The 21,569-nt window shown below is 57.0% G+C and carries 23 protein-coding genes and 2 pseudogenes; 17 read left to right on the top strand and 8 right to left on the bottom strand.

All coding sequences use genetic code 11. The annotated features are described in order from the left end of the window. Positions 1 to 375 precede the first annotated feature (375 nt). Positions 376 to 828 (top strand): thiol-disulfide oxidoreductase DCC family protein, encoded by a 453-nt coding sequence (locus ACIOUG_RS06280; RefSeq protein WP_401063447.1) that lies wholly within the window; start codon positions 376 to 378, stop codon positions 826 to 828. An 8-nt stretch (positions 829 to 836) separates the two neighbouring features. Here the strand turns inward: ACIOUG_RS06280 and ACIOUG_RS06275 are convergent, their stop codons facing one another. Further along, entirely contained in the window at positions 837 to 1,328 is a 492-nt protein-coding gene (locus ACIOUG_RS06275) for a DUF2269 family protein (protein ID WP_401063445.1), read from the bottom strand. Between the two features lie 2 nt (positions 1,329 to 1,330). Next, positions 1,331 to 2,446: a saccharopine dehydrogenase NADP-binding domain-containing protein gene (locus ACIOUG_RS06270; RefSeq protein WP_401063444.1), complete on the bottom strand. Its 1,116-nt coding sequence runs from the start codon at positions 2,444 to 2,446 to the stop codon at positions 1,331 to 1,333. A gap of 135 nt (positions 2,447 to 2,581) precedes the next feature. Between ACIOUG_RS06270 and ACIOUG_RS06265 the strand changes: the two genes are divergently transcribed. The 5 genes from ACIOUG_RS06265 to ACIOUG_RS06245 all read left to right on the top strand — a co-directional run bounded on the left by ACIOUG_RS06265 (position 2,582) and on the right by ACIOUG_RS06245 (position 6,936). Continuing rightward, positions 2,582 to 3,619 carry an NAD(P)/FAD-dependent oxidoreductase gene (locus tag ACIOUG_RS06265; protein WP_401063442.1) on the top strand — a complete coding sequence of 346 codons (1,038 nt, stop codon included), beginning with the start codon at positions 2,582 to 2,584 and terminating at the stop codon, positions 3,617 to 3,619. Between the two features lie 407 nt (positions 3,620 to 4,026). Next, complete coding sequence (locus ACIOUG_RS06260; protein WP_401063440.1) at positions 4,027 to 4,329, top strand: ArsR/SmtB family transcription factor; 303 nt, start codon at positions 4,027 to 4,029, stop codon at positions 4,327 to 4,329. 61 nt (positions 4,330 to 4,390) lie between these two features. After that, positions 4,391 to 5,365, top strand: coding sequence for a zinc-dependent alcohol dehydrogenase family protein (locus ACIOUG_RS06255; protein ID WP_401063438.1), 975 nt, complete (start codon positions 4,391 to 4,393; stop codon positions 5,363 to 5,365). A gap of 41 nt (positions 5,366 to 5,406) precedes the next feature. Then, a complete protein-coding gene (locus ACIOUG_RS06250; protein WP_401063435.1) occupies positions 5,407 to 5,736 on the top strand; it encodes an antibiotic biosynthesis monooxygenase family protein in 330 nt (109 codons plus the stop codon). A 459-nt stretch (positions 5,737 to 6,195) separates the two neighbouring features. Next, complete coding sequence (locus ACIOUG_RS06245; protein WP_401063432.1) at positions 6,196 to 6,936, top strand: NAD-dependent epimerase/dehydratase family protein; 741 nt, start codon at positions 6,196 to 6,198, stop codon at positions 6,934 to 6,936. 145 nt (positions 6,937 to 7,081) lie between these two features. Here the strand turns inward: ACIOUG_RS06245 and ACIOUG_RS06240 are convergent, their stop codons facing one another. Then, on the bottom strand, positions 7,082 to 7,387 hold the full coding sequence (locus ACIOUG_RS06240) for a DUF6506 family protein (RefSeq protein ID WP_401063429.1): 306 nt from the start codon (positions 7,385 to 7,387) through the stop codon (positions 7,082 to 7,084). Positions 7,388 to 7,513: 126 nt separating this feature from the next. On the opposite strand from ACIOUG_RS06240, the gene soxR reads away from it, so the two are divergent. Beyond that, on the top strand, positions 7,514 to 7,990 hold the full coding sequence (soxR, locus tag ACIOUG_RS06235) for a redox-sensitive transcriptional activator SoxR (protein WP_401063427.1): 477 nt from the start codon (positions 7,514 to 7,516) through the stop codon (positions 7,988 to 7,990). 598 nt (positions 7,991 to 8,588) lie between these two features. Next, positions 8,589 to 8,871: pseudogene (locus ACIOUG_RS06230) on the top strand (DUF6124 family protein); the annotation flags it as partial. A gap of 70 nt (positions 8,872 to 8,941) precedes the next feature. On the opposite strand, the gene ACIOUG_RS06225 reads toward ACIOUG_RS06230, so the two are convergent. Further along, entirely contained in the window at positions 8,942 to 9,574 is a 633-nt protein-coding gene (locus tag ACIOUG_RS06225; RefSeq protein ID WP_401063424.1) for a LysE family translocator, read from the bottom strand. A 181-nt stretch (positions 9,575 to 9,755) separates the two neighbouring features. Between ACIOUG_RS06225 and ACIOUG_RS06220 the strand changes: the two genes are divergently transcribed. Next, the gene (locus ACIOUG_RS06220) at positions 9,756 to 10,274 is read left to right on the top strand and encodes a DUF1993 family protein (RefSeq protein WP_401063421.1); all 519 of its coding nucleotides are present in this window, start codon (positions 9,756 to 9,758) and stop codon (positions 10,272 to 10,274) included. A gap of 19 nt (positions 10,275 to 10,293) precedes the next feature. Here ACIOUG_RS06220 and ACIOUG_RS06215 read toward each other — a convergent pair whose 3' ends face one another. Then, positions 10,294 to 10,839: a GFA family protein gene (locus ACIOUG_RS06215; RefSeq protein WP_401063452.1), complete on the bottom strand. Its 546-nt coding sequence runs from the start codon at positions 10,837 to 10,839 to the stop codon at positions 10,294 to 10,296. A gap of 69 nt (positions 10,840 to 10,908) precedes the next feature. Between ACIOUG_RS06215 and ACIOUG_RS06210 the strand changes: the two genes are divergently transcribed. Continuing rightward, positions 10,909 to 11,469, top strand: coding sequence for a fasciclin domain-containing protein (locus ACIOUG_RS06210; RefSeq protein WP_401063419.1), 561 nt, complete (start codon positions 10,909 to 10,911; stop codon positions 11,467 to 11,469). A gap of 180 nt (positions 11,470 to 11,649) precedes the next feature. After that, positions 11,650 to 12,624: an alpha/beta hydrolase gene (locus ACIOUG_RS06205; protein WP_401063416.1), complete on the top strand. Its 975-nt coding sequence runs from the start codon at positions 11,650 to 11,652 to the stop codon at positions 12,622 to 12,624. Here ACIOUG_RS06205 and ACIOUG_RS06200 read toward each other — a convergent pair. Then, a complete protein-coding gene (locus ACIOUG_RS06200; RefSeq protein WP_401063414.1) occupies positions 12,605 to 13,300 on the bottom strand; it encodes a tRNA (adenine(22)-N(1))-methyltransferase in 696 nt (231 codons plus the stop codon). The two genes, ACIOUG_RS06205 and ACIOUG_RS06200, sit on opposite strands and share 20 nt — an antisense overlap. Positions 13,301 to 13,517: 217 nt before the next feature. Between ACIOUG_RS06200 and ACIOUG_RS06195 the strand changes: the two genes are divergently transcribed. Further along, positions 13,518 to 14,549, top strand: coding sequence for an alpha/beta hydrolase family protein (locus ACIOUG_RS06195; protein WP_401063411.1), 1,032 nt, complete (start codon positions 13,518 to 13,520; stop codon positions 14,547 to 14,549). A 138-nt stretch (positions 14,550 to 14,687) separates the two neighbouring features. Further along, a complete protein-coding gene (locus tag ACIOUG_RS06190; protein WP_401063410.1) occupies positions 14,688 to 14,852 on the top strand; it encodes a DUF2986 domain-containing protein in 165 nt (54 codons plus the stop codon). Here the strand turns inward: ACIOUG_RS06190 and ACIOUG_RS06185 are convergent. Then, a pseudogene (locus ACIOUG_RS06185) lies at positions 14,847 to 15,032 on the bottom strand (AraC family transcriptional regulator); the annotation flags it as partial. The gene ACIOUG_RS06190 and the pseudogene ACIOUG_RS06185 overlap by 6 nt on opposite strands. Between ACIOUG_RS06185 and ACIOUG_RS06180 the strand changes: the two are divergent. The 3 genes from ACIOUG_RS06180 to ACIOUG_RS06170 all read left to right on the top strand — a co-directional run bounded on the left by ACIOUG_RS06180 (position 14,962) and on the right by ACIOUG_RS06170 (position 17,438). Next, positions 14,962 to 15,150, top strand: a complete 189-nt coding sequence (locus tag ACIOUG_RS06180) for a hypothetical protein (protein ID WP_401063454.1) — start codon at positions 14,962 to 14,964, stop codon at positions 15,148 to 15,150. The pseudogene ACIOUG_RS06185 and the gene ACIOUG_RS06180 sit on opposite strands and share 71 nt — an antisense overlap. Before the next feature lie 417 nt (positions 15,151 to 15,567). Then, positions 15,568 to 16,305, top strand: coding sequence for a hypothetical protein (locus ACIOUG_RS06175; RefSeq protein ID WP_401063408.1), 738 nt, complete (start codon positions 15,568 to 15,570; stop codon positions 16,303 to 16,305). A gap of 47 nt (positions 16,306 to 16,352) precedes the next feature. Continuing rightward, positions 16,353 to 17,438 (top strand): hypothetical protein, encoded by a 1,086-nt coding sequence (locus ACIOUG_RS06170; protein ID WP_401063405.1) that lies wholly within the window; start codon positions 16,353 to 16,355, stop codon positions 17,436 to 17,438. Positions 17,439 to 17,653: 215 nt separating this feature from the next. On the opposite strand, the gene ACIOUG_RS06165 is transcribed toward ACIOUG_RS06170, so the two are convergent. Continuing rightward, a complete protein-coding gene (locus tag ACIOUG_RS06165) occupies positions 17,654 to 18,997 on the bottom strand; it encodes a hypothetical protein (RefSeq protein ID WP_401063403.1) in 1,344 nt (447 codons plus the stop codon). A 162-nt stretch (positions 18,998 to 19,159) separates the two neighbouring features. Here ACIOUG_RS06165 and ACIOUG_RS06160 point away from each other — a divergent pair, with 162 nt between their 5' ends. Beyond that, on the top strand, positions 19,160 to 21,538 hold the full coding sequence (locus tag ACIOUG_RS06160; RefSeq protein ID WP_401063401.1) for a DUF3772 domain-containing protein: 2,379 nt from the start codon (positions 19,160 to 19,162) through the stop codon (positions 21,536 to 21,538). Positions 21,539 to 21,569: the final 31 nt, after the last annotated feature.

The following is a 21,569-nucleotide window of genomic DNA, read 5'->3' as shown; positions in this document are numbered from 1 at the left end:
AGCGTTACACGCTGCTGTCAACACCTCTTTTTCTCCGCTTTCGACCGAGAAGATCGAACCGTTAAAAGAGCCAAACATCACCGCCCTTTCAACTCCTTCCAGGCTTCGATGAACTGAAGCAACCCGCCGCCGAAAACTGCGTAACTCATTGAATCTCAAGGAGTTTTCCGTTTCGACTGCGCCGGAAGTGGGGCGAATTATAGACCTCCAGAATCTGCCGTCAACCGTTAATTTCAGTTTTCCATCAAGACACTTAAAAACCCTGCTTCTATATAGACGCAATGCCAGCGAATGCGCAGCATATTGACCATCGCCTCAAACAATACCGTCGGATGATGCCTCACAATGACAGCCCAACTTCCTGGAACATCCCCTATGCCCGGCTCCCGAATACGCCATACCCCAGCGCCCCTGCTCAATCCAGGCGAGACCGTGGTGCTGTTCGACGGCGTCTGCAAGCTATGCAACGGCTGGGCGCGTTTTCTGATTCGCCACGACCACAAGCAGCGGGTGCGCCTGGCGGCAGTGCAATCTCCAGAAGGTCAGGCATTGCTGGCATGGGCCGGTCTGCCGGTGGATCAGTTCGACACGATGGCGGTGATCCGCGACGAGCATTACTGGGTGCGCTCGGATGCGTTCTTTGAAGTCATTGCACAACTGCCCGCTCGCTGGTCGCCGATTAGGCTTCTGCGAGTTTTCCCGCGAGCACTTAGAGATTGGGCCTACGACCGCGTCGCACTGAATCGCTATCGAATCTTCGGCAAGTACGACACGTGCCTGTTACCCGACCCAGATCACGCACGCCGCTTTCTCAAGTCGCCAATGTGAATGCTCCGCTACAGCATCAACTGCAGCCACTGCACCGGATTCATCTTCGTCACCATCATCAAGACAATCACGAACATCCCGAGAAACCCGCAAACGCCCATCCAGAACCACTGCTGGTAAATACCCCGGTAACCGGCATCAAGTCCCGCCCCACATTGCACCGCGTCCTCCGCCATCCCCTGCAAACGCTTTTGCAGCAACAGCACCGGCAACCAAAGCGAGCCGACTATAAAGAACAGGATCAGCGACATCAGCACCCAGTCCGTGGTCAACGGCAACCCGGAAAGCCTTGTCAGCCAATACCCTGTCGCGATCTGGATGAAACCCGCCGGCGTGGTGATCCAGGCGTCATAGCGCACGACCATTTTCGCCACATGCGCGATCACTTGCGGATTGGCTGTACGGCTGGCGGCGATCAGGTACAGATAGGAGCCCATGCCAAACCCGAACAGGAAAATTGCGGCGATGACATGCGCGTACTTCAGGCCCAAATACAACATGCTCAGCGTTGCCCGTCAGAGAAAATCACAGACAGGCCAAGATTCTGCGGATCGTTGATCGCTGCCATGTATTCGTCGACGCTGATCTCACCAACACAAGGACGGGCACCCGGTTCGGGCAAGTAACCTCGTGCGATCTTCGCGGCCAGAGCAACGGCAGCACAACTCGGGATCTCCGGCCCCTTGTCATTCAGCGCGGTCAGTTGCGCCGTCATCGACAACGGCTGGTCGTTCAAGCCGACACCCCGCACATCTATATACATCGCACTTTTGCCATCACCGAAACGCTCAAACCATGTCCCCCAGCGATGCAGCCGGGCGGCCCACACCCTGTGGTCGCGCACCAGCCCCTTCCTCATCGCCCGCGCAAACAGATAATTGGCCACGCCGCCGAGCTTGAGGCCAGCCCCGGCCTTGAAACTCAAAGTATGCGCACCAAACCGGCTGGCAAAGATATCCATGTCCGGCACATCAACATTGGCCAGCGCACGAGCGCCCAGGTTCTGCAGCTTGCGCAGGGTCAGGTCTTCCCAGCCCATCACCTCATGCACTTGACCATTGCGCAGTTGGCGGATCGGTTTGCCCGCATACGCCAGCACACCCTCGACCGTCGATAACCCCGGCATTTTCGCTGACGAGGAAATGCCGTGCTCGATCGAGTCGATGCGTTTGAAGCGATAGCGCTGCTCATCGATGATCGCCGACGACAGCGTCGGCACCGAACTGCAACCACTGAGGATGGCGACACCGGCCTCTCTCGCCCGTGCATCGAGTATGCCGATGCCATTGACGAACGTCCGGCAGTCCGCCAGATCGCAATAGTTGACGCCCGCCTCGATGCAGCTTTCGGCCACCGCATAGGATTGCCCCTGAAACGGCCCGCCCGTGTGAACCACCAGTTGAATATTCATCGCACGCAGAGCAGCGGCGAACCCGGAGCCCATCGCATCACCACACCAGTGCTCGCAGGTCGCCCCCAAGTCAACGGCCTTGCGCTCCAGCTTCTGCGGATCGCGCCCCGAGATCGCCAGTTCGATGCCCGGCATGTCGATCAGATGCCGACAAACGATACTGCCAAAGTTTCCATACCCGCCAACCACCAACACCCTGAGTGCCATCAACGCTTCCCTGAACGATTCAACCCTGCCCCATAACCGGGTTCGGCGCAGCTTCCCTGATATCACCGGGCCAGGCAAGTCTGCGTCAAAGGGCGGCGATGTAGTAACGTCGGCGCATCGACAACGGAGGTTGATATGAGTAAACGAATCATCGTCATCGGCGCGGGAATCGTCGGCGCGTCACTTGCGTATCACCTGGCCGCGAAAGGTGCAAAAGTGGTCGTGATCGATGCCGGTGAGATTGCGTCCGGTGTGACGGGGCGCTCCTTCGCCTGGATCAACACGTCGCACGGCGGGCCAGACTCTGTTGCGCCGCTGCGCGCAGCAGCCATCGCAGAATACCGCCGACTCGAATCCGAGCTGCCGGGGCTGAAGGTGCGCTGGACGGGTGCCCTGTCTTACGGCGATGACCGGTTTCAAGCGCCTTCTATATATAGTGCGCAGATTCTCGAGCTTGAACCCAATCTCAAACATCCTCCGGATCGCGCATTCTTTGCCGCCGAAGAAGGCGCGCTGGATGCCGTGCAGGCAGCGCGGGCCTTGATTGCAGGTGCGCAGGCGCATGGAGCAACTCTCCTCACCCATACGCCGGTGCTCGGTTTGCAGATTCTGGACGGCACCGTCAGCGGCGTGATCACTGCGACGGGCAAGCACGATGCCGACGTCGTCTTACTGGCAGCAGGAACCGCCACCCCGCTGTTGGCAGATCAACTGAACGTCACCCTGCCCATCGACGCCTCCCCCGCAATATTCATCCGATACAAAACTCAACCGCATCGGGTGAACACGATCATCTCCAGCCCCGAGATGGAAATCAGGCAAGACACCAACGATATGCTCCTCGCTGCAGAAGACTATATAGATGAGGCGCCGCAAAACAGCGCGCAAGCTATCGCGCAGAGAACGGCCAAAGCCATCCAGCACGAATTGCATGGAGTGTTATCCATAGAGCCGGAACTGGCTTGCGTCGGCCTCAGACCAGTGCCTGTCGATGGCATTCCGCTCATTGGCTATCTGCCGAACATCAGTGGTGCGTATGTTTGCGTCATGCATCCGGGCGTGACACTGGCGGCGGTGGTGGGACGACTGGTGGCCGAGGAGATCGTCGAGGGGGACTTTGCGACCGCGTTGGCGCCGTGTCGGCCGGATCGATTCCAATCACCGGTTGAGTGATTCAGCCGTGATGACTTGCGGCAGGGGCGAACGCGTTTTCAACTGAAGCGTGGCACGCGTTCTGCCCTCTTCACGTACCTACGCGCACTCAATCACAACGTCAGCGTCATGCGCGGGCCGACTTCAAGCCATCCTGCGTTTAAAGGTTTTTTGCCTGGCGTTTAACAGACACCCTGCGTTGCATTCTGAAGGCTACAACGCCTTGCGCCGTTGCCTACGACTACGCCAGAATCCGCCGGCTTGTACGCCTGGAGAGCCATCGGTAACTTGGGTCGGTCACTGATTCGCAGTGATCGAATGTAGTAGCCGTGGTGTTTTTCAGATGTGAGGTAAATCATAACCTTGCCTATTTCTTCCTCTTTTGACGCTCGTATTGACATATCGATAAATCTCGATATTCTCGGCTCATGGAATTACTCGAAATATTCAAAGCCCTCTCCAACCCTACACGCCTTGAAATCTTGAAAGGCCTGAAGGACCCCGTTAAGAACTTCCCTCCGCAGGATGAAGGAGACGTTCTCACGGTGGGGGTCTGCGTAAGTAGTATTCAGGAAGGCATCGGGCTGTCGCAGTCAACGGTGTCTGGTTATCTTGCAACGCTGCAACGAGTGGGCTTGGTCGAGGTCAAGCGCATCGGTCAATGGACTTACTACAAACGCAATGAAGCCACTATCAGTGCGCTAGCCGAGATCATAGGGACAGAACTCTAATTTTTTACCGCATAATATCGAGATATCTCGATATTCCTTTTTATCGATACGAGGATTAACAATGAAAGCATTGATGCTTAAATCATTTGGCGGCCCGGAATCGTTCGAACTCTGCGACGTGCCCAAGCCAGTGCCGGGTGCGGGACAAGTCCTGGTGCGGGTGCACGCAACCTCCATCAACCCCTTGGATTATCAGGTTCGACGTGGCGACTATTCCGAACTAGTGCAACTGCCGGCCATTACCGGACACGACGTCTCGGGGGTTGTCGAAGAAGTCGGGCCAGGGGTGACATCCTTCGCTCCAGGAGACAATGTCTGGTACACCCCGCAGATATTTGAAGGGCCAGGCAGTTATGCCGAATACCACGTTGCGGCCGAAAGCATTATCGGGAAGAAGCCGCCATCGCTGAGCCATCTCGAAGCAGCAAGTCTGACCCTGGTTGGCGGTACGGTGTGGGAAGCACTGACCGGGCGTGCAGCGCTCAGAGTGGGAGAAAGCATCCTGATCCACGGCGGCGCGGGAGGCGTAGGTCATATCGCGATCCAAGTGGCCAAGGCCATTGGAGCGCGGGTCTTCACGACCGTGCGCGAAGCGAACTTCGAGTTTGCACGAAGCATGGGGGCTGATGTGGTCATCGACTACGAAAAGGTGGATTACGTCGACGTCATCAATCGGGAAACGGATGGCCGCGGAGTTGATGTGGTGTTCGACACCATCGGCGGCAATACGTTGACGCGAAGCCCCGACGTGCTCGCTCAACTCGGCCGCGTGGTCTCGATTGTGGACATTGCCCAGCCGCAGAACCTCGTTCAGGCGTGGGGCAAGAACGCGAGTTATCACTTCGTTTTCACCAGACAGAACCGGGGCAAACTTGATGAGCTGAGCGCATTGGTAGAGCGGGGTCAGCTACGGCCACACGTTGGCGCTGTCTATTCGCTCGCCGACATGGCGCTCGCCCATGCCCGGCTGGAGAGCCCCAACAACGGCATTCAAGGAAAAATCGCGATTGCAGTCGAGCCATCGCTCACTTCGTAAGTGCTTACTTTTAACCGTTCGAGTTATATGAGAGGAACGCCATGATTTATGAAATTGCTCTGCTCCCCGTCCACAAAGAACGCATTGAAAATTTCAGAAGTGCATTTGCCGAGGTCGCTCCCCTGCTCACCCGTGCAAAGGGTTACGGCGGCCACTTGCTCGCGAAAGGGATTGAAAGCCCCGAGCGGTTCAACCTGATAGTGCGCTGGGCTTCACTTGAAGATCACACGCCGGGCTTCGAAGAGAGTGAAGACCATCGGATATTCATGATGGGCCTGGAGGAATATTTTTCGGAAGAACCGAGGGTCTACCACATTGAAGGGGCTGCTTTTTCTGCTGGCGAACAGGTAGTTGCCGATATCGTAGGCTAGAGCGACTGACTGCCTTTGACCGACTGGCTTCTGTCGTGAGCGCCCGCTATGGGTCGAGAACGATCATTCTCCAGCGTCCGCTTTTAGCCGGAAGCGGCCCATCAACTCAGGCAGCTTCGGCCCTCACTTTTTCTCCCTTCCACGCCCGCTAGATGGTCGTGGGAAGGGTAATGCTTTGTGGCTTCATGTGATCCAACACTTGGTTCGCCGCCGGTTCCCCCCAATATCACCACCTGCAGTTCCCATAGCGTCGAAGCGCTGTTCACTTTTACCGTTCACTTCTCAGATACGTCCATGAATGAAGGGCGAGGGATATATCAATGCCCTTACTTACTGCCTGTGATTGCTGCTTCTGGTCTGCCAGTATTTGGCATTCAAGCGTTTCACTCTTCATGGAAGTTGTGAATCGGTCACAAGGCTGAGAGGCTAGAGTGTCGTTTACCATAAGGACATACGGAAATGAGCAAGCAAAAAATTTTGGTTACAGGGGCTGCTGGCCAGATCGGCAGAGCTTTTTGGATAGCGCGAGACGATAAATCAGATCTGCGCCTGGCCGATATAGACGTATCAAAACTTCCTGACTCGGCCCAACGTTTCTCTCTCGACATCACGGATCAAGCCAGTTGCCTTGAAGCCTGCGAAGGCATAGACACAGTGATTCATCTCGCTGCTGATCCGAATGCAAACGCTGAATTCACGTCTTCACTGCTGCCTGTAAATATTGTCGGCACCTACAACATGCTGTTTGCCGCAAAAACTCAAGGCTGCAAACGCTTCATATTTGCGAGCAGTGCGCAGGCGATTGAAGGTTATCCAAAGGATGTCCAGGTACATGAATGGATGGCCCCCAGACCCGGGAACCTTTACGGGGTCAGCAAGGCGTTTGGCGAGGCACTGGCTTCGATGTATGCCAACGATGGGCAAATGACAACAATCGCAGTCCGTATTGCAAACGTAGCTGAATTTCACCCTGGGGAAACCCACAGCCCTCGGGACGTAGCTGCATTTATCAGCTATCGGGATGTCGTCGCGTTACTTGGGCGTTGCGTTGAGGCCGATCTGATCGGATTTCACATTGTCCATGGGGTTTCAGATAACCGCTACAAACGCCTTTCGATTGATAAGACCAGAAAAGCCGTTGGGTACGCGCCCCTCGACGACGCCTTTGAGATTCTGGAAGGACAGGCTCGAGCTGATTGATTGCAGGTGCCTTTGAGTTCCCCGGGGCACAAGCGATGTAGCTTTGCTGAAGCAACGGTGGGTGTCTTTATGCAAGATTAAAAATCGATCAGACAGACTGATTTCGAGTAAGAAAACAGTCCCCACCGTGATTTCAGTTCACCAACTATTTTTCTTCGGCAAAGATTTCAACAAGCCTGGCAACCGATGCTCCTCCCGAAAAACCCACGTTGCCGACGGGAATGGTTCCTCCCGTCGCTTCAATGATTTTCCCGACCCAGACAGACTCGAAGCCACCGCACAGTTCTATGAACTGAACACCATCCTTGACCAAATCTACGGCAACTTGAACAGCGTCATGTTGCTCGGGTACAGCGACGATCGTATTACGCCGACCCGCGCGGTCGATGACGAATCGATCGGTTTCGGGGTTGGTTTCCGGTGCTTCAAAAATAAATGCCCAACTGACCATCCAACTAATCTCCATGCTGAGTAAGTCACAGAGAAACCGCCAGGCGGGTGACCACTTGGCTGAAGTTGTTTTTTTCTCTGCGCTGATTACACTCTAAAACCTCAAGAATGCTTGAGGTCAACAGCCGTGCAGGAAAGAATTAGTGACCATCAAAACCTGAGCGTGGGCCAGGTCGCAAAACGAAGCGGTCTCTCTGTCTCCACGCTTCATTTTTATGAGTCGAAAGGTTTGTTAGCGTCTCAGCGCACAGCCGGGAATCATCGGGTTTATGCGCGCGGCACGCTTCGCCGGATTGCGATCATAAGAATCGCGCAAGCCAGCGGGGTTACGCTGGCGGAAATCAAAACCGCCCTTGAACCCATCCCCCATGACCGGAAGGCTTCAGCCAAGGAATGGGAGACGGTGTCGAAAGACTGGGCATCCTCCCTGAAGCGCCGCATCGAACAACTGACAAAGCTGTCGACCAGTCTGGAGGGCTGCATTGGCTGCGGTTGTCTGACCATGGGTGAATGCCCGCTACTCAATCCACAGGATTCGCTGGGCGAAAAGAATTCGGGTGCCGTGATATTTGATCAGGAACTTGAGAAAAGGCTGAATACGTAATCAGCCCTTTGTGCTCCCAGAGTGAAAAGCGAAGAAGTCAGACCGGGCCAAACCTCATAACTCAATGAGTGAAAGGGGGATTCAAGTGTGAGGCGCCGCTTCTGGCGTGGCGACCGCGTTTTCAACTAAAGCGCGGTGGATGGCTGGCAATGCGTTCTGGCCTCCCCTTCTTCACGTGCCTGTACGCACTCAATCACAACGTCAGCGTCATGCGCGGGCCGACTTCACACCATCCTGCGTTTAACGGTTTTTGCCTGGCGTTTAACAGACACCCCGCGTTACGTCCTGAAGGCTACAACGCCTTGCGCCGTTGCCTACGACTACGCCAGAATCCGCCGGCTTGTGCGCCTGGAGAGCCATCGGTAACTTGGGTCGATCACTGATTCGCAGTGATCGGGTTTAGTAGCCCGTGGTGTTTTTCAGATGTGCAAAGCGCTGTCAGTCAGATATTCCTGTCTGAGCTTGATGGCGGCTGTGTGCAGGGCGCTTCGGCGCGCCGGTCAATGCTGAATAACTCCCCGGTCTACTAACCTGCGCACAGCTGCCACCCTTCTTTTAGTAGGGAAGGAGTAGCGGCTCTACCAGGAGTTTTCAGCGTATGTTCAAAGTAACGCCAAACCCGCCAGAAACCGATCCGGCCTCCCCCTTACGAATCTCTCGATTCAAAGAAACTCCACGAAGCCGCCGAACGCGCCCTCGACCACTACCTCAGCCCTTCCGCCGCGATCATGGCAACCCCTTACCAAACCAACAGCATGTTTCTCGTCAATCCGGACATCGACACCGAATCCCTCCTCGCCAACGCCTGCGAATCACTCGCCTCGGCGACGGTGATGCTCGGGGATGTGGCTGCACTGGTGGAAGGACCGATGCGCAAAACGCATGGCAGGCAGTGCTTGCTTTGGATCCGCCTGTCCCGAAAGGCTGCTTATGGCCGAAAGCAGCCCCACCCTACCGCCCCGAAAACAACGCCAACCGACACGCCAAGCCAAAAAACACCGCCCCCAACACCTGATTCAACCGCCGTGCCATTCGCGCATTACTCGCCAGCTTGTTCCCAACCTTGCTGGCCAAAACAATCACCGCCCCATTCACCAGCAATCCGATCAGATTCAGGATCGTCGCAAACACCAACATCTGCAGCACCAGCGAGCCCTTCCCCGGATCGACAAACTGCGGAAACAGCGCAAGCACAAACAGCGCCATTTTCGGATTGAGCAGATTGGTCACCAACCCTTGGCGGAAGATACGCAACAGCGGAGTGGCTGGCAGGGTTTCGTCGGTGGCCAAGGGTGATGCGTCGCTGGTGAAGGCTTTCCACGCCAGGAATGCCAGGTACGCGGCGCCGGCGAAGCGGATGATGTCGTAGGCGGCCGGCACGCTGGCGACCAGTTGCGACAATCCGAGGGCGGCTGCCAGTGCGTGGCAGTAGGTGCCGGCCTGAATGCCGGCGAGGGAGACGAAACCCGAGGCGCGGCCCTGACTCAGACTTCGGGAGGCGATCAGCAGCATGTCCGGGCCGGGGGTCAGGGCGAGCGCGAAGCAGGCGCCGGCAAACAGGAGTGCTACGGAAAGGTCGATCATGAAAGCCTCGGTATTTTTATCGTCTGGGTCGCGTTGCGGGCGAGTCGAGGCAGTTTACCGAACGGCAAAACCCGTGGGGAGGCTCATGCGCAACGTGTGATGTCGCGGCTATTTTAGATAACGAATCGACTACCCTTCGCCACTGAGGTTTCACCTTTGAATGACCACACAGGGAATAACCATGTCGATCCATGCAGCGACCCTTCCGCGTTTCGCCCAGATGTTGCGCTCTCTGGCGGCCATCCTGTCCAAGAGCGAGGCTTACGCCCTTGAGCGCGGCTACGACGCGCAAATTCTGCTCGACGCACGGCTGGCGCCGGACATGCACAACCTCGCCACGCAGGTTCAATACACCTGCACCCAGGCACAGGACGCCGTGCAGCGGCTGACACAACAACCGCTGACCAAGCTCACACCGCCTGAGAACATGGCGGCGGCGAAGGCATTGATCGAAAGCACATTAGAGATGCTGGAGGCGGCGAATCCGGCGCAGATCGACGCCAGCGCGGACAAGAAAATAGCCCTCGAACTGCAAAACGGCATCGCCTTCGACATGACCGGCCGCGAATACGCCGTGGACTGGGCGCTGCCGCAGTTCTACTTTCACCTGATCACCGCGTACAACATCCTGCGCCACAACGGTGTGCCGCTGGGCAAGGCGGATTATGTGCAGCACATGTTTACGTATCTAAGGAAGTAATTGCAGCGCGAGCTTCGGGTCAATCAAGGTTGACCCGGAGTTCTCGCAGAAGAAACGCCAGTGTCTCCACCGCACCGTGATGATTCTGCGTCGAACGCTGTGTATCCCATGACATGGCATCGTCCACACAGAAATCGCCAACACATTCCATGCTCAGATCCTCATCGAGCAGGCCGAGCGGAATCCACATGTAAGGCGATTCGCGAAGCGGATTGGGCACGGTCGAGCCGCAGTGGGTGCAGAAGTCGTTTCTGTAGCCGCTGGGTTTGACCCAACTGCTGATCGCATCCTGCCCTGCTTCCCAGCGAAAATCCGCAGCCTTGACCAGCGTGGCGAGGTTGAAGCCGACACCGGTTTGCTTACGGCACAAAGAGCAGTGGCAGCGATAGAAAAAGCGTGGCTCAACGGCGAGGGAAAAGCGTACTGCGGCGCAAAGACACTGCCCTGTTATCACGGATATCTCCTTTGGACGAGCGCTTGCACATCCATGCTGAAGTTTCTGCTGGCCAAAACAGCATTCTAATGCGCCGGATGAAAAACCAAAGTTTTCTGCTCTGCACTGCATCCGTTTCACTCCCTGCTCCGTACATTCATCACCCTCATTCGAAGGGTCGAAGAATCAAGGAGACGCACCATGCATACGCTCATCAAACGCCTTGCTGTCGCTTGCTTCACACTGCTCTGCCTCGGAGCCGGCTCCAGCTTTGCTGCCGATACCGTGATGGTCGGCGGCGCGGCCATGTATCCGACCAAGACCATCGTCGAGAACGCAGTCAACTCGAAGGACCACACGACCTTGGTCGCTGCGGTCAAGGCCGCCGGGCTGGTGGATACGCTCAACAGCAAGGGACCGTTCACGGTTTTCGCCCCCACCAACGAGGCGTTCGCAAAACTGCCCGCCGGCACGGTCGATACCTTGGTCAAACCTGAGCACAAGGCGGACTTGACCAAGATCCTGACTTACCACGTCGTAGCCGGCACTCACACGGCCAAACAGTTGATGGACGACGCCAAAATGCACGGTGGAAAAGTCATGTTGAAAACCGTCCAGGGCGAGTCGCTGACGGTGATGCTGCACGATGGCAAGTTGTGGGTGCAGGACGCCAAAGGCGGCAAGGCGGCCATTACCATCGCTGACGTCATGCAATCCAATGGCGTGATTCACGTGGTCGATACGGTGCTGATGCCGAATTGATTTCCGCGCCTTGGCGGACCCTCCTCGGAGCGTCCGCCCAAGGTGGTTTCAGCCGTTATGCTTTTACGCACCTGGGGGAATCGGTCCGAAGTGAACGTGCCGGCCGGCAATCTGTCGGATGGCAAGTGCTCAGCCGTGTGAGTGAGCCGCTGCGAAAATCACTCTGACAAGAGAACCCGCATGGACTCCCGCAAGCTCGAGTTTTCTGACCATGAAATCGCGCAGATGCAGCGTTTCAACAAAACCCTCGCCTGGCTGCCGCGGTTTCGCATCCGTAATCGTGTCACGCCCCGACTGATCCAGACGCTGCTGCGCGTCAGCCAGAAGGCCGGTGCAGACAAATTGCGCAAGCATGGCCTTGCAGCTGAAAGCATCGTGATCGGTTCACCCGGGCTTACAGTGCCGGTACGCATCATCCGCCCGAAGGGCCAGGCTCGCGGTGTGGTGCTGGATTTTCATGGCGGTGGCTGGGTCATCGGCAATGCGCAAATGAACGATGAACTCAACGCCGGCATGGTCAATCAGTGCGACGTGGCGGTGGTCTCGGTGGATTATCGGCTGGCGGTGAACACGCCGGTGGAGGGCCTGCTGGAAGATTGCCTGGGCGCCGCGCGCTGGCTGCTCGGCTGCGAGGAGTTTGCCAATCTGCCGGTGATTGTCGTCGGGGAATCGGCAGGCGCACATCTGGCAGCGGCCACGTTGCTGGGGCTGCAATCGTCACCCGACTTGCTGCAACGCATTCACGGCGCGCTGTTGTATTACGGCGTCTACGACCTGACCGGAACGGCCAGCGTTCGCAACGCATCGTCCGCCACCCTGGTGCTGGACGGCCCCGGCATGGTGGAGGCGCTACGCCTGTTGACCCCGGACCGCAGCGACGCGCAACGCCAACAGCCGCCGCTTTCACCGCTGTATGGCGACTTTGCCGATATGCCACCGGCGCTGTTGTTCGCCGGCGAACTGGACCCGTTGCGAGACGACACTCTTGAACTGGCCGCTCGCTGGAAAACCGCCGCAGCGGTTGAGGTGCATCTGCTGCCCTCCTCCGCCCATGGCTTTATTCACTTCCCGACGGCCATGGCCGACAAGGTTCTGGCTCACAGCCGCGCGTGGATCAATCTGCGGCTTGCCGCGCTCAAACCAACAGCGCAGTAATCCACTGAATCTGCTGTGCGATTTCTTGCATCTTGTCTTCGGGTACGGCCTGGCGCGCCTGGGTAAAGCTGTTCAGGGTCTTCTGTTTCTGCCGTAACAGGCGCTGCCATTTGGCGAGAAATGCCGGGCTGCGCACGCGCATCTGCAACGGGCCGAAGTACAGCTCTTCGGCGCTGTAGCTCACCGGCCCACTGCGCTCGGCGACGATGATTTCGTAGAAGAAACGGTTTTCCTTCAGCACTTGCTCATCGAGGATGCGGTAATCGTTGTCCATCAGCCATTGCCGCAGTGGCTGCTCACCGCCGTTGGGCTGCAGGATCAATCGCTCGTGACCGCTCAGGCGCGCCTTGCCGCTGTCGAGGATGTCGCGAATCGTCTCGCCACCCATGCCGCACAGGCTGATCGCGGTGATCCGGTCTTCAGGCTCGATCGCCGCCAGGCCACTGGCCAGGCGCACGCTGATGTGTTGCTGCAAGTCGTTGTCGCGCACCGTGCGCACAGCCGCATGGAACGGCGTCAACGCCACCTCGCCAGCCACTGCCGCCGCGATGGCGCCACGGCGCATCAGGGCCACTGGCAGATAGCCGTGATCCGAGCCGATATCCGCCAACCGCGCCCCGGCCGGCACCTGCGCCGCCACCCGCTCCAGGCGCATCGACAATCTGTGTTCGTTCAACTGCCGCCTCTCTTTCCCAGCGATAGCCGGCGCTGCAGGCCGGACAAGGGGCGCGACTCTAGCGGGCAATGGTGGGTATTTCAATTCCTGGCCTGGGTCGTTGCGCCGATGCGGCCTGTCGCTGCGCAGGCATACCCTATCTTCTTCGCACTCGGCCTACTAACCTGCGCACTGCCGTTCCCTAAAACAACAAATGCACTCACGGAAGACATCAACATTGAAAACAGCTCTCGGCACCCTTTTCCTGATCGGCCTGTGCACCAGCGCAGTTGCAGAAACTCACCCCGTCGGCTTCCACACCAGCACTCTGCCGGACCCGCAGCGGCCGCTGGAAATGGCGGTCTGGTACCCATCGACCAGTACCGCGACGGCGCAAGTGATCGACAACAATCCAGTATTCGTCAGTACTTCCGCCGTGCGCGACGCGCCGCCGACGGCTGGCGAGCATCCGCTTGTGGTGCTGTCCCACGGTTATCGAGGCAACTGGAGCAATCAGATGTGGCTGGCCAATGCGTTGGCCGATCAGGGCTACATCGTCGCGGCGGTCAACCATCCCGGCAGCACCACCCACGACCGCAGCCCGCAAGCGGCCGCGCAGCTGTGGCAGCGGCCGGTTGATCTGCGGCGGGCCATTGAAGCCGTTGTGGCGCAGCCGGGAAAATTTGGCGCGGTGGCGCCGCAGCGGATTGCCGTCGTCGGGCATTCGCTCGGTGGCTGGACGGCTCTGGAAATCGCCGGCGCACGCTTCGACCCCGAGCGCTTTGCCGAGGACTGCAAAACCCATGCGCAACTCGCCAGTTGCAGCGTCTACAAACAGATGAACCCTGCCAGCACCGCGCAAGCCAAGGCCGACCTCGCTGCCGACCGGCGCTACGAACCGGTCACTGCCATCGTTTCGCTGGACCTGGGCCTGTCACGCGGCATGACCGACGCAAGCCTCGCGGCGCTGCCGGTACCGACGCTGGTGATTGCCGCCGGTGCGCCGTCCGCAGACCTGCCGGCACAACTGGAATCCGCCGACTTGGCCAAACGCCTGCCAGCGGCTACCACGCGTTATGTCGAGATCAGCGACGCCACTCACTTCAGTTTCACGTCAATGTGCAAACCGGGGGCGATCGAAATGCTCGAAGAAGATGCGCCGGGTGACGGCGTCATTTGCCGGGATGGCGAGCATGCCCGCCCGCGTGAGGAGATCCAGCAGCAGGTGGTGGCGCTGATCGGCGATTTTCTGGTGACGTCGAAACCATGATCCCAGCAGCTGACGCGGATCGAGCTACGTGAGCAGTTTGATCCCGCGTCGCTGCGACAGGCTCGCCAAATCGCTCAGACCCGGTTTTAATGCGCGCTTGATCGGCATATGCCCGGCTCCCCTTCATCGAGTAGACACATGAACCGCCAAAAGAAACTGCAGCAGTTGTTCAAGGAAAAGGCCAAAAAGGCCAGCGCCAAACTGGCGCCGAAAAAGCCCAAGTACATCAGCAAGGCTGACCGCGCGAAAATGGCTGCTGACGCGGCGGCCGAACCGGTTGAGGCCAACGAAAACGCTTTATAAAAACGCTGAAATATTGCTCATTGCCCGCGTGACATAGAGTTCCTTCTCGCCAACCGGTGCCACGTAGTGAAACGCGCTGCGTGCGGCCTCCAGACCGACAAGGCGGGCAATGAACCAGGCCGCCAGGTACTACGTAGACAAGCACCCGCCTGCGGTGGCGACATTGCCACTGGCCACGAACGATCAGCGCGGCATTCTCAGCTTCCGCGCATTCACCTCAATGCCCGAGAGCGCCCCTCCTGAAACCGCTCAAGCGACCTTCCTGGTAAAACGCATACTGCTGAACCCAGGCATCTGATGAACCGAACAGTCTTGCTGCCCGCATCCCATTAAAGCCTTCATCATCTTTGGCATCCACGACCTGCAACTTCCCGACTGCTTAAACTCTGACCGGTGTCGAACGCTCCATTCACACTGGAGGCGTGGTTTTCCCGAACTTACTATTAAATTCGCTGGATTCATGGCCAACCATTAATCTGGCCGAACTTAAATTAAAACTTCGACGATAGCTGCCAATTTCGCAGAGACTCACTATTGCGCATCTTGTTCAGCAAAACATGTAAACCAACACGTTACAGTTATTTCTGAAGGTTATAGCCGAAATTACAAAAAAATATAAAAACCTGTCACTTCTGACAGGTGGACTAAAAAACGCAGTCTTTTAGAATGAGATCTCCTAACTCCCATTCGACAAAAACATAACTTCGAGAAGAACATGGACCAATACATATTCGGCAATGAAATCCCACCTAAAATTGACTACGAAAACGAAAGAATCACAATCGTGGAAAGACTGATACTTCATAAAATCGGAGAGGAACTAAAGGTTTCAATTAGTTCCCGCACTGGAATTTTAGAATATTATGAAGACACCCTTGACAAGATTGAAATATCTACCCCCGAGGCTGGAGATATTTTTGCTAGCGAGGATGGATATCGCTGTCGCTTTAGGCTTGGAGATGGAAATTGGCATGATCAGATTCACATTCAGCGCTTTAGCGGTGCAAATGCAAAAAATAGTTCGGCCAATATCAGTCAAAGCAGTGTAGAGCAAGCCATATGGTCAAAGTGGTACGAAAGAGAGCCAGATATTCTCACCGACAAAACAAATGAGTTGCAACGCGAATGTAACGTAAGATTTTTAGAAGCCCAGAAAGAACTTAACATCACAAGCACCACACAGTTAAACTTCAACCCCACCAAAGAGCAAGAATACGAAGCTTTACGCATTAAACTACCCAACTCCAAACCTAACGCAACAGAGGAAGAACTCAAGGCAAGCATGGGCGCCGCCAAGATAGAATCGAAAAAAAACAGAATTGAACAAGATTATCAAACCGCCTACAAAAATCTATTAGCTCAAGGTGTAAAACGCATTGCCGTCGATTTCGCCATCAGAGAAATAAAACAAACAGCCAAAGACAAGATAGTTTCAATTATTTTAAACAAGTGAAACATGTCTCAAAACAACCGTCATCATCCTTTAAGGAGAACTTAAACATGTCAATCGCAGTCAGTGCAGGAGGAGATGCCGCAGCTGCTGTTACAGCAATGGTAGAGGAAATCATTGATAATGGATTTGCCACAGATCCACTCATACGCCCCGACAAATATAGCATCCACCAACCAGGAGCGGTTAAAACCTACAACGAGAGTAAAACCATCTCAGCGCGATATCGAAATTGGGCTGATCTGGGAAACAACAGAGCAGTGTTATTACCCTTACCTGTCCTATACCCGCAAATTTGGTTTCACACTGAAACAAGCAAAGAATTCAGAAGCGTTTGGGATTGTGAATACGGAGCCGACAAACCTTCGTATTCCGGACCAGAAGGTAATCGCAACAGTGTAGAGTCAGATACACGCTGCGCCTACAGTGGTAAAGGTGCACGCGCGGGACAGTTGATTTATAAGTACGGCGAGAATGGTCTGGCACAACCCGTCTGGAATGAATACAGCTTCACCACTTTAAACGAAGAGGGTGAGCTTTATTTCAGAATCAACACTACAAATGATGACTTGGAATCAAATTTAGGATATATGAATCTAATAATCGCCCGAAACCCGGTAAGCACGCCAAGACAAGACATGATATATACAGTTTACGCAAAGCGGGGGTGGACAAGTACGAAACTCCCCCGCTGGACCAACTGGAAATTTATAGACAAAGAGGGATATAGCCCGAATGCTTTCATGTCAATGCCAATGCCTGCCATTGTGGAGCGCGGTGCATTTTGGCTATACGCTTCGGACCCCGAACCAGAAAAACCCGTGAAAGATACTAGTGGAGCCTTTCGATATCCTTACTGCGGACCTGGCGGATGCAAAGAAAGCGTCGAGGGTGATACGCGATATCCCTATCACGGCCCAGGTGCCAAACGGGGGCAGCTACTTTTCAAGTATGGAGCAAAAGGAACTGTTCTTCCCCTCTGGAGCGGCGACGCGGTTTATGCACAAGAATGCGCGGGTTCGTTATATCTGGCTTGTAACGGGCCCACGGTTATTCTTCCAGACGACAACATCATTCGAAGTGACGTTGATGTCAGCAGTGCAGGGTTTGGTCTATTACCATTACGAGTATCTTGAGTAAAAACAACATTACACCTCCAGCCTTCGCTGGTGCCCAGCCGGTTTTTTGCAAAGTTTAAAGTTACAATGACGCAGAAAGCCGGCATTTCAACTTCCACTTTATCGTTAAATAGTCCAGCTCAAAAAATAACGGCACTTTAGCTTAAACATTATTATCACGCTCAACGCGACGGGATCATCAGTGTCTGTCCGCAGCCCCTCGGATTTCAACTTCATGTCAGCCTGGCCACCGACCCTGCCGGCAATGCCCCGTCCTTCTCAAGCGCACTCAGTTTCTCGACAATTCGGGCACGCTCGCTTTCCGATGTTTCTCGGTCGGTAATCGAGTAAGTCTGGCCATAGACCCATGCACGCAACTGCTCAAGCGCGGAAGGTTCAGCCGGTGCGCGAAACAATTGCTGCAACAGATACCCGGCCTGCGTCCACTTGGGCATCAGCTCAAGCAGCGCCTGACGTCGAGAGGCGGACAGCGCTGGCCAGAGGGCTTCGAGCTGAGCGCGGAATGCTGACTCGATGACTTTCCATGGCTGCGGGCGCAGGCCGCGTACACCGGCTTCGAACACCGGGCGTGACGGATCCGCGATCGCCGCGATCAGTAACTCAGGCCGGCTCTCTCCTTCGAGGCTCAGGACCAGCGACCGAACCTCGCCACTGTTTTGACTGAGGGCCGCGTTCATCCACCCTGGCGGGATCCCCAGGCCCAGCGACTGTGCCAACCCGAGTACGCCAAGCCAATGGGCTTTGCTGGCGGGAATCTCGCCTGCCAGTTGCGCTTGAAGTACCTGCAATGGGTCGACGCCATACTTTCTGGCGGCCCAGAGCGCAGTCGATCTTGCTGCAGACGATGGGTCGGTCAGAAAGTCTTCGATCAGCCGTGTGCGATCCGTTTGCAACTCAATGGCCTGCAGAAACGCCAGGCGCCTGAGAATACTGCTGTTGCTGGATAGTCCATGAGCGATGGCCTTCTGAGCCGATGCCAGGGGCAGCGCCATTGCCCTGCCGAGCGCAGCCCGACGCACACTGAAGTCTGCATGCTGAAGGCTCGCGACAAGAAACGCCTCCAGTTCATCCCCGCGCTTTGTCTGCACGAGTACCCTGAAAAACAACCGCGTACAGGCGCCACGGCTGGTTTCCAAGGCAGCCGTGGTTAGCGCGAGGCATTCGGGTGTTGCCAGCAGCGCTTCAAGCTTTTGGATGGTAACGCCGTGGTCTTCGCGTCGGCGCTGCTCCAGGGCAAGGATCGCGGGAGTCTTGGCAATCAGCCAAGGGCCATACTCGGGGGTCAGATAGTCTGCGAAAGCGTCTCTGGCTGCCGCGCGTACCTGCGGCACCCAGTCGTTGAGCCGCACGATAATGGACGCCAGCCGCTCGACCGACTGCGATGAGCGGATTTGCCGTAGACCGGCCTCCCGAGTGAATCCATCCCAGGACGTGACCAGCCACTTCCAGTCATGTGCCGGCAATACTTCAGGTGGATCTACTGGATCTACCGAGCGTTCGGTCTTTGCTGTGGTGGATGTTTTTCCGGTGAGTCTTTGCAACAAAACTTTCCACATGTAGCTGACTATCCCTGACGTCCAACCATTGGCGTGAGCCATAGCATGCCTGTCGCCGAGTTTTTTTGAAACGCATGCCCTGCTCCCCCGAAATTTTCCGCCGCGCCCGGTTCGATCACCTAACCTCATAGATTGTGTGATCAACGAGAACCGGCCCCTCTCATGCGCAACACATTGAAGTCTTTGTTTTTTTTCGCGCTGCTCCTGCTCGCTGCGGGCAGGTCGGTGGTGTGGGCGGCGGATTTGCCGGCGCCCTCGGCGACCGCTGCGGCGCCGCTGGTGGAGGTTTCGCAAAGTGATCTGCAAGCCCTGCAACTGCGCCTCGACGGGCTGAAGCAGCAGATTTCCGCCGCCAACAACTACAACCAGCTCGAAGGCCCGCAAGACCGGGTACAGACGTTCATTCTGGACATTGATCGGTTGTCGGCTTCGCTGTTGCCGCAGCAGGCACAACTGGCGGTGCAACTGGGGGTGCTCGGCGCAGCGCCGGATACGCAGATTGCCGCCGAACAGGCGGAAATCGCCGCACAACGGGCAATGCTCAGCGAACAGAAAAACAAGGTCGATGCCACGCTCAAGAGCCTTGCCGCGCTCAAGCAGAGCGCAGCCGAGCTGATCACGCAAATCGCCGGCATCCGCCGCACGCTGCTTGAAAGCGAATTGACGCTGCGCACCGACAGCATCCTGAGCCCGGACTTCTGGTCGCCATTGGTGTCGCCAGAGCCGGATGACCGCCAGCGCCTGAAGTTTTTCATCAATCAGGTGAACCTCACCTGGGCCACGGTCTGGGCGCCCGGGCAACGCTTTTTCACCTGCGTGCTGGTGCTGCTGGCGCTGGCTTTCTGGACGGTCGGCCGCCGACTCGCCGAGCGCGGCCTGACCTGGCTGTGCATCCACCGCATGCCGGAGGGTCGTCTGCGCCGCAGCGCGCTGGCATTCGCTTCGGCGCTGGCGACCCTTGGGACCACGGCCATCGCCCTGCATCTGCTGTTTTACGCCTGCACCCGCCACGAACCGCTGACGCCGGTGCTGCAGACTTTTTCCGAGGAATTCGAAAAAGCCGTTTACGCCTGCGTCCTGATCACCGCGCTGAGCCGCGCATTGCTGTCGACCAGACATCCCTCGTGGCGGCTGCCGGCGATTGCCGATTCGGTGGCACTGGCACTGAGACCCTATCCAAGGATTCTCGCGACCATCCTGCTGGTGCTGGTGACGCTGGTGCAGGTCAGCAATGCCACCGGCATGAGCAGCCAGATCGTTATCGCTCAACGTGGGGTGGTCGCCATCATGGTGATCGCGATTCTGGTACCGCTGCTGTTGCGCGTCGGCAGAGTGCGCAAGGCGTTGATCACTGCCAATGAACCGGAGGCCGGCAGCACGTTTGCCGGGGCGATCTACAGCATCGCCACGGTGTGCATGTGCGTGTCGGCGCTGGCTCTGCTCACCGGCTATGTGTCGCTGGCCCGCTTCGTCACCTATGAATTGGTCTGGGCCTATATCGTGTTGGCCGGGTTCTATTTGCTGGTGCAGGTGGTCAAGGACGCCTGCGAATACCTGTTCTCGCCACGCTATTCCGCCGGCAAAACCATCAAGCAAACCCTGGGCATAGGCGACCGGCGTCTGGAGCAGATCTCGACCGTGCTGTCCGGGGCCAGCCGCGCCGGGCTGTTGTTGCTGGCGGTAATCACCCTGTTCGTCGGCGGCATCGGCACCACGTTCGGGCAGCTGACCAGCAACGTCATGGGCATTCTCGGCGGCGCCGGGTTGCGCAAGCTGAACATCGTCCCGGCGCATCTGATCAATGCCGTGCTGGCACTGCTGATCGGCATCTACCTGATACGCGCCCTGCGCCGCTGGCTCGACAACGAATTCCTGCCCAAGACCGACATGGACCCGGGCATGTGCGCGTCGCTGAGCACGCTGTTTTCCAACATCGGTTATGCCACGGTCCTCCTCCTGACGCTGTCGTCGCTGGGCGTGCGTTGGACCAATCTGGCGTGGATCGTCAGTGCGCTGTCGGTGGGGATCGGTTTCGGCTTGCAGGAGATCGTCAAGAACTTCGTCTCCGGGCTGATCCTGCTCACCGAACGGCCAGTGAAGGTCGGCGACCTGATCAGCATCAGCGGCGTCGAGGGCGACATCCGCCGGATCAACGTGCGCGCCACGGAAATCCAGCTCAGCGACCGCTCCATCGTCATCGTGCCCAACTCGCAACTGATCTCGCAGAACCTGCGCAACGTCACCCTCGGCGGCAGCGCCCAAGGAGTGGCGAGCCTGGAGCTGATGTTCCCGCTGGACATCGACCCCGAGCAGGTCAAGGAACTGCTGTTGAACACCTACCGCGAAAACGAAAACATCCTCGACAAACCGGCGTCGTACGTACGCTTCAGCAAACTCTCGCCGGATGGCATCACCTTGACGGTAACCGGCTACGTTGGCAGCCCACGGATTGTCGGCGGGACCAAGAGTGATCTGCTGTTCGAGATCCTCAAGCGGCTGGGCGCCGAGGGCATCGCGCTGGCCAAACCGCCAGCGACGTAATCCTCCTTGCAGGAGCTGCGGCAGGCTGCGA

Source organism: Pseudomonas sp. NPDC087803, from assembly GCF_044742995.1.
GTDB lineage: Bacteria > Pseudomonadota > Gammaproteobacteria > Pseudomonadales > Pseudomonadaceae > Aquipseudomonas.
The sequence above is the reverse complement of the archived record's forward strand: the minus strand, read 5'-3'. Positions and strand labels throughout refer to the sequence as shown.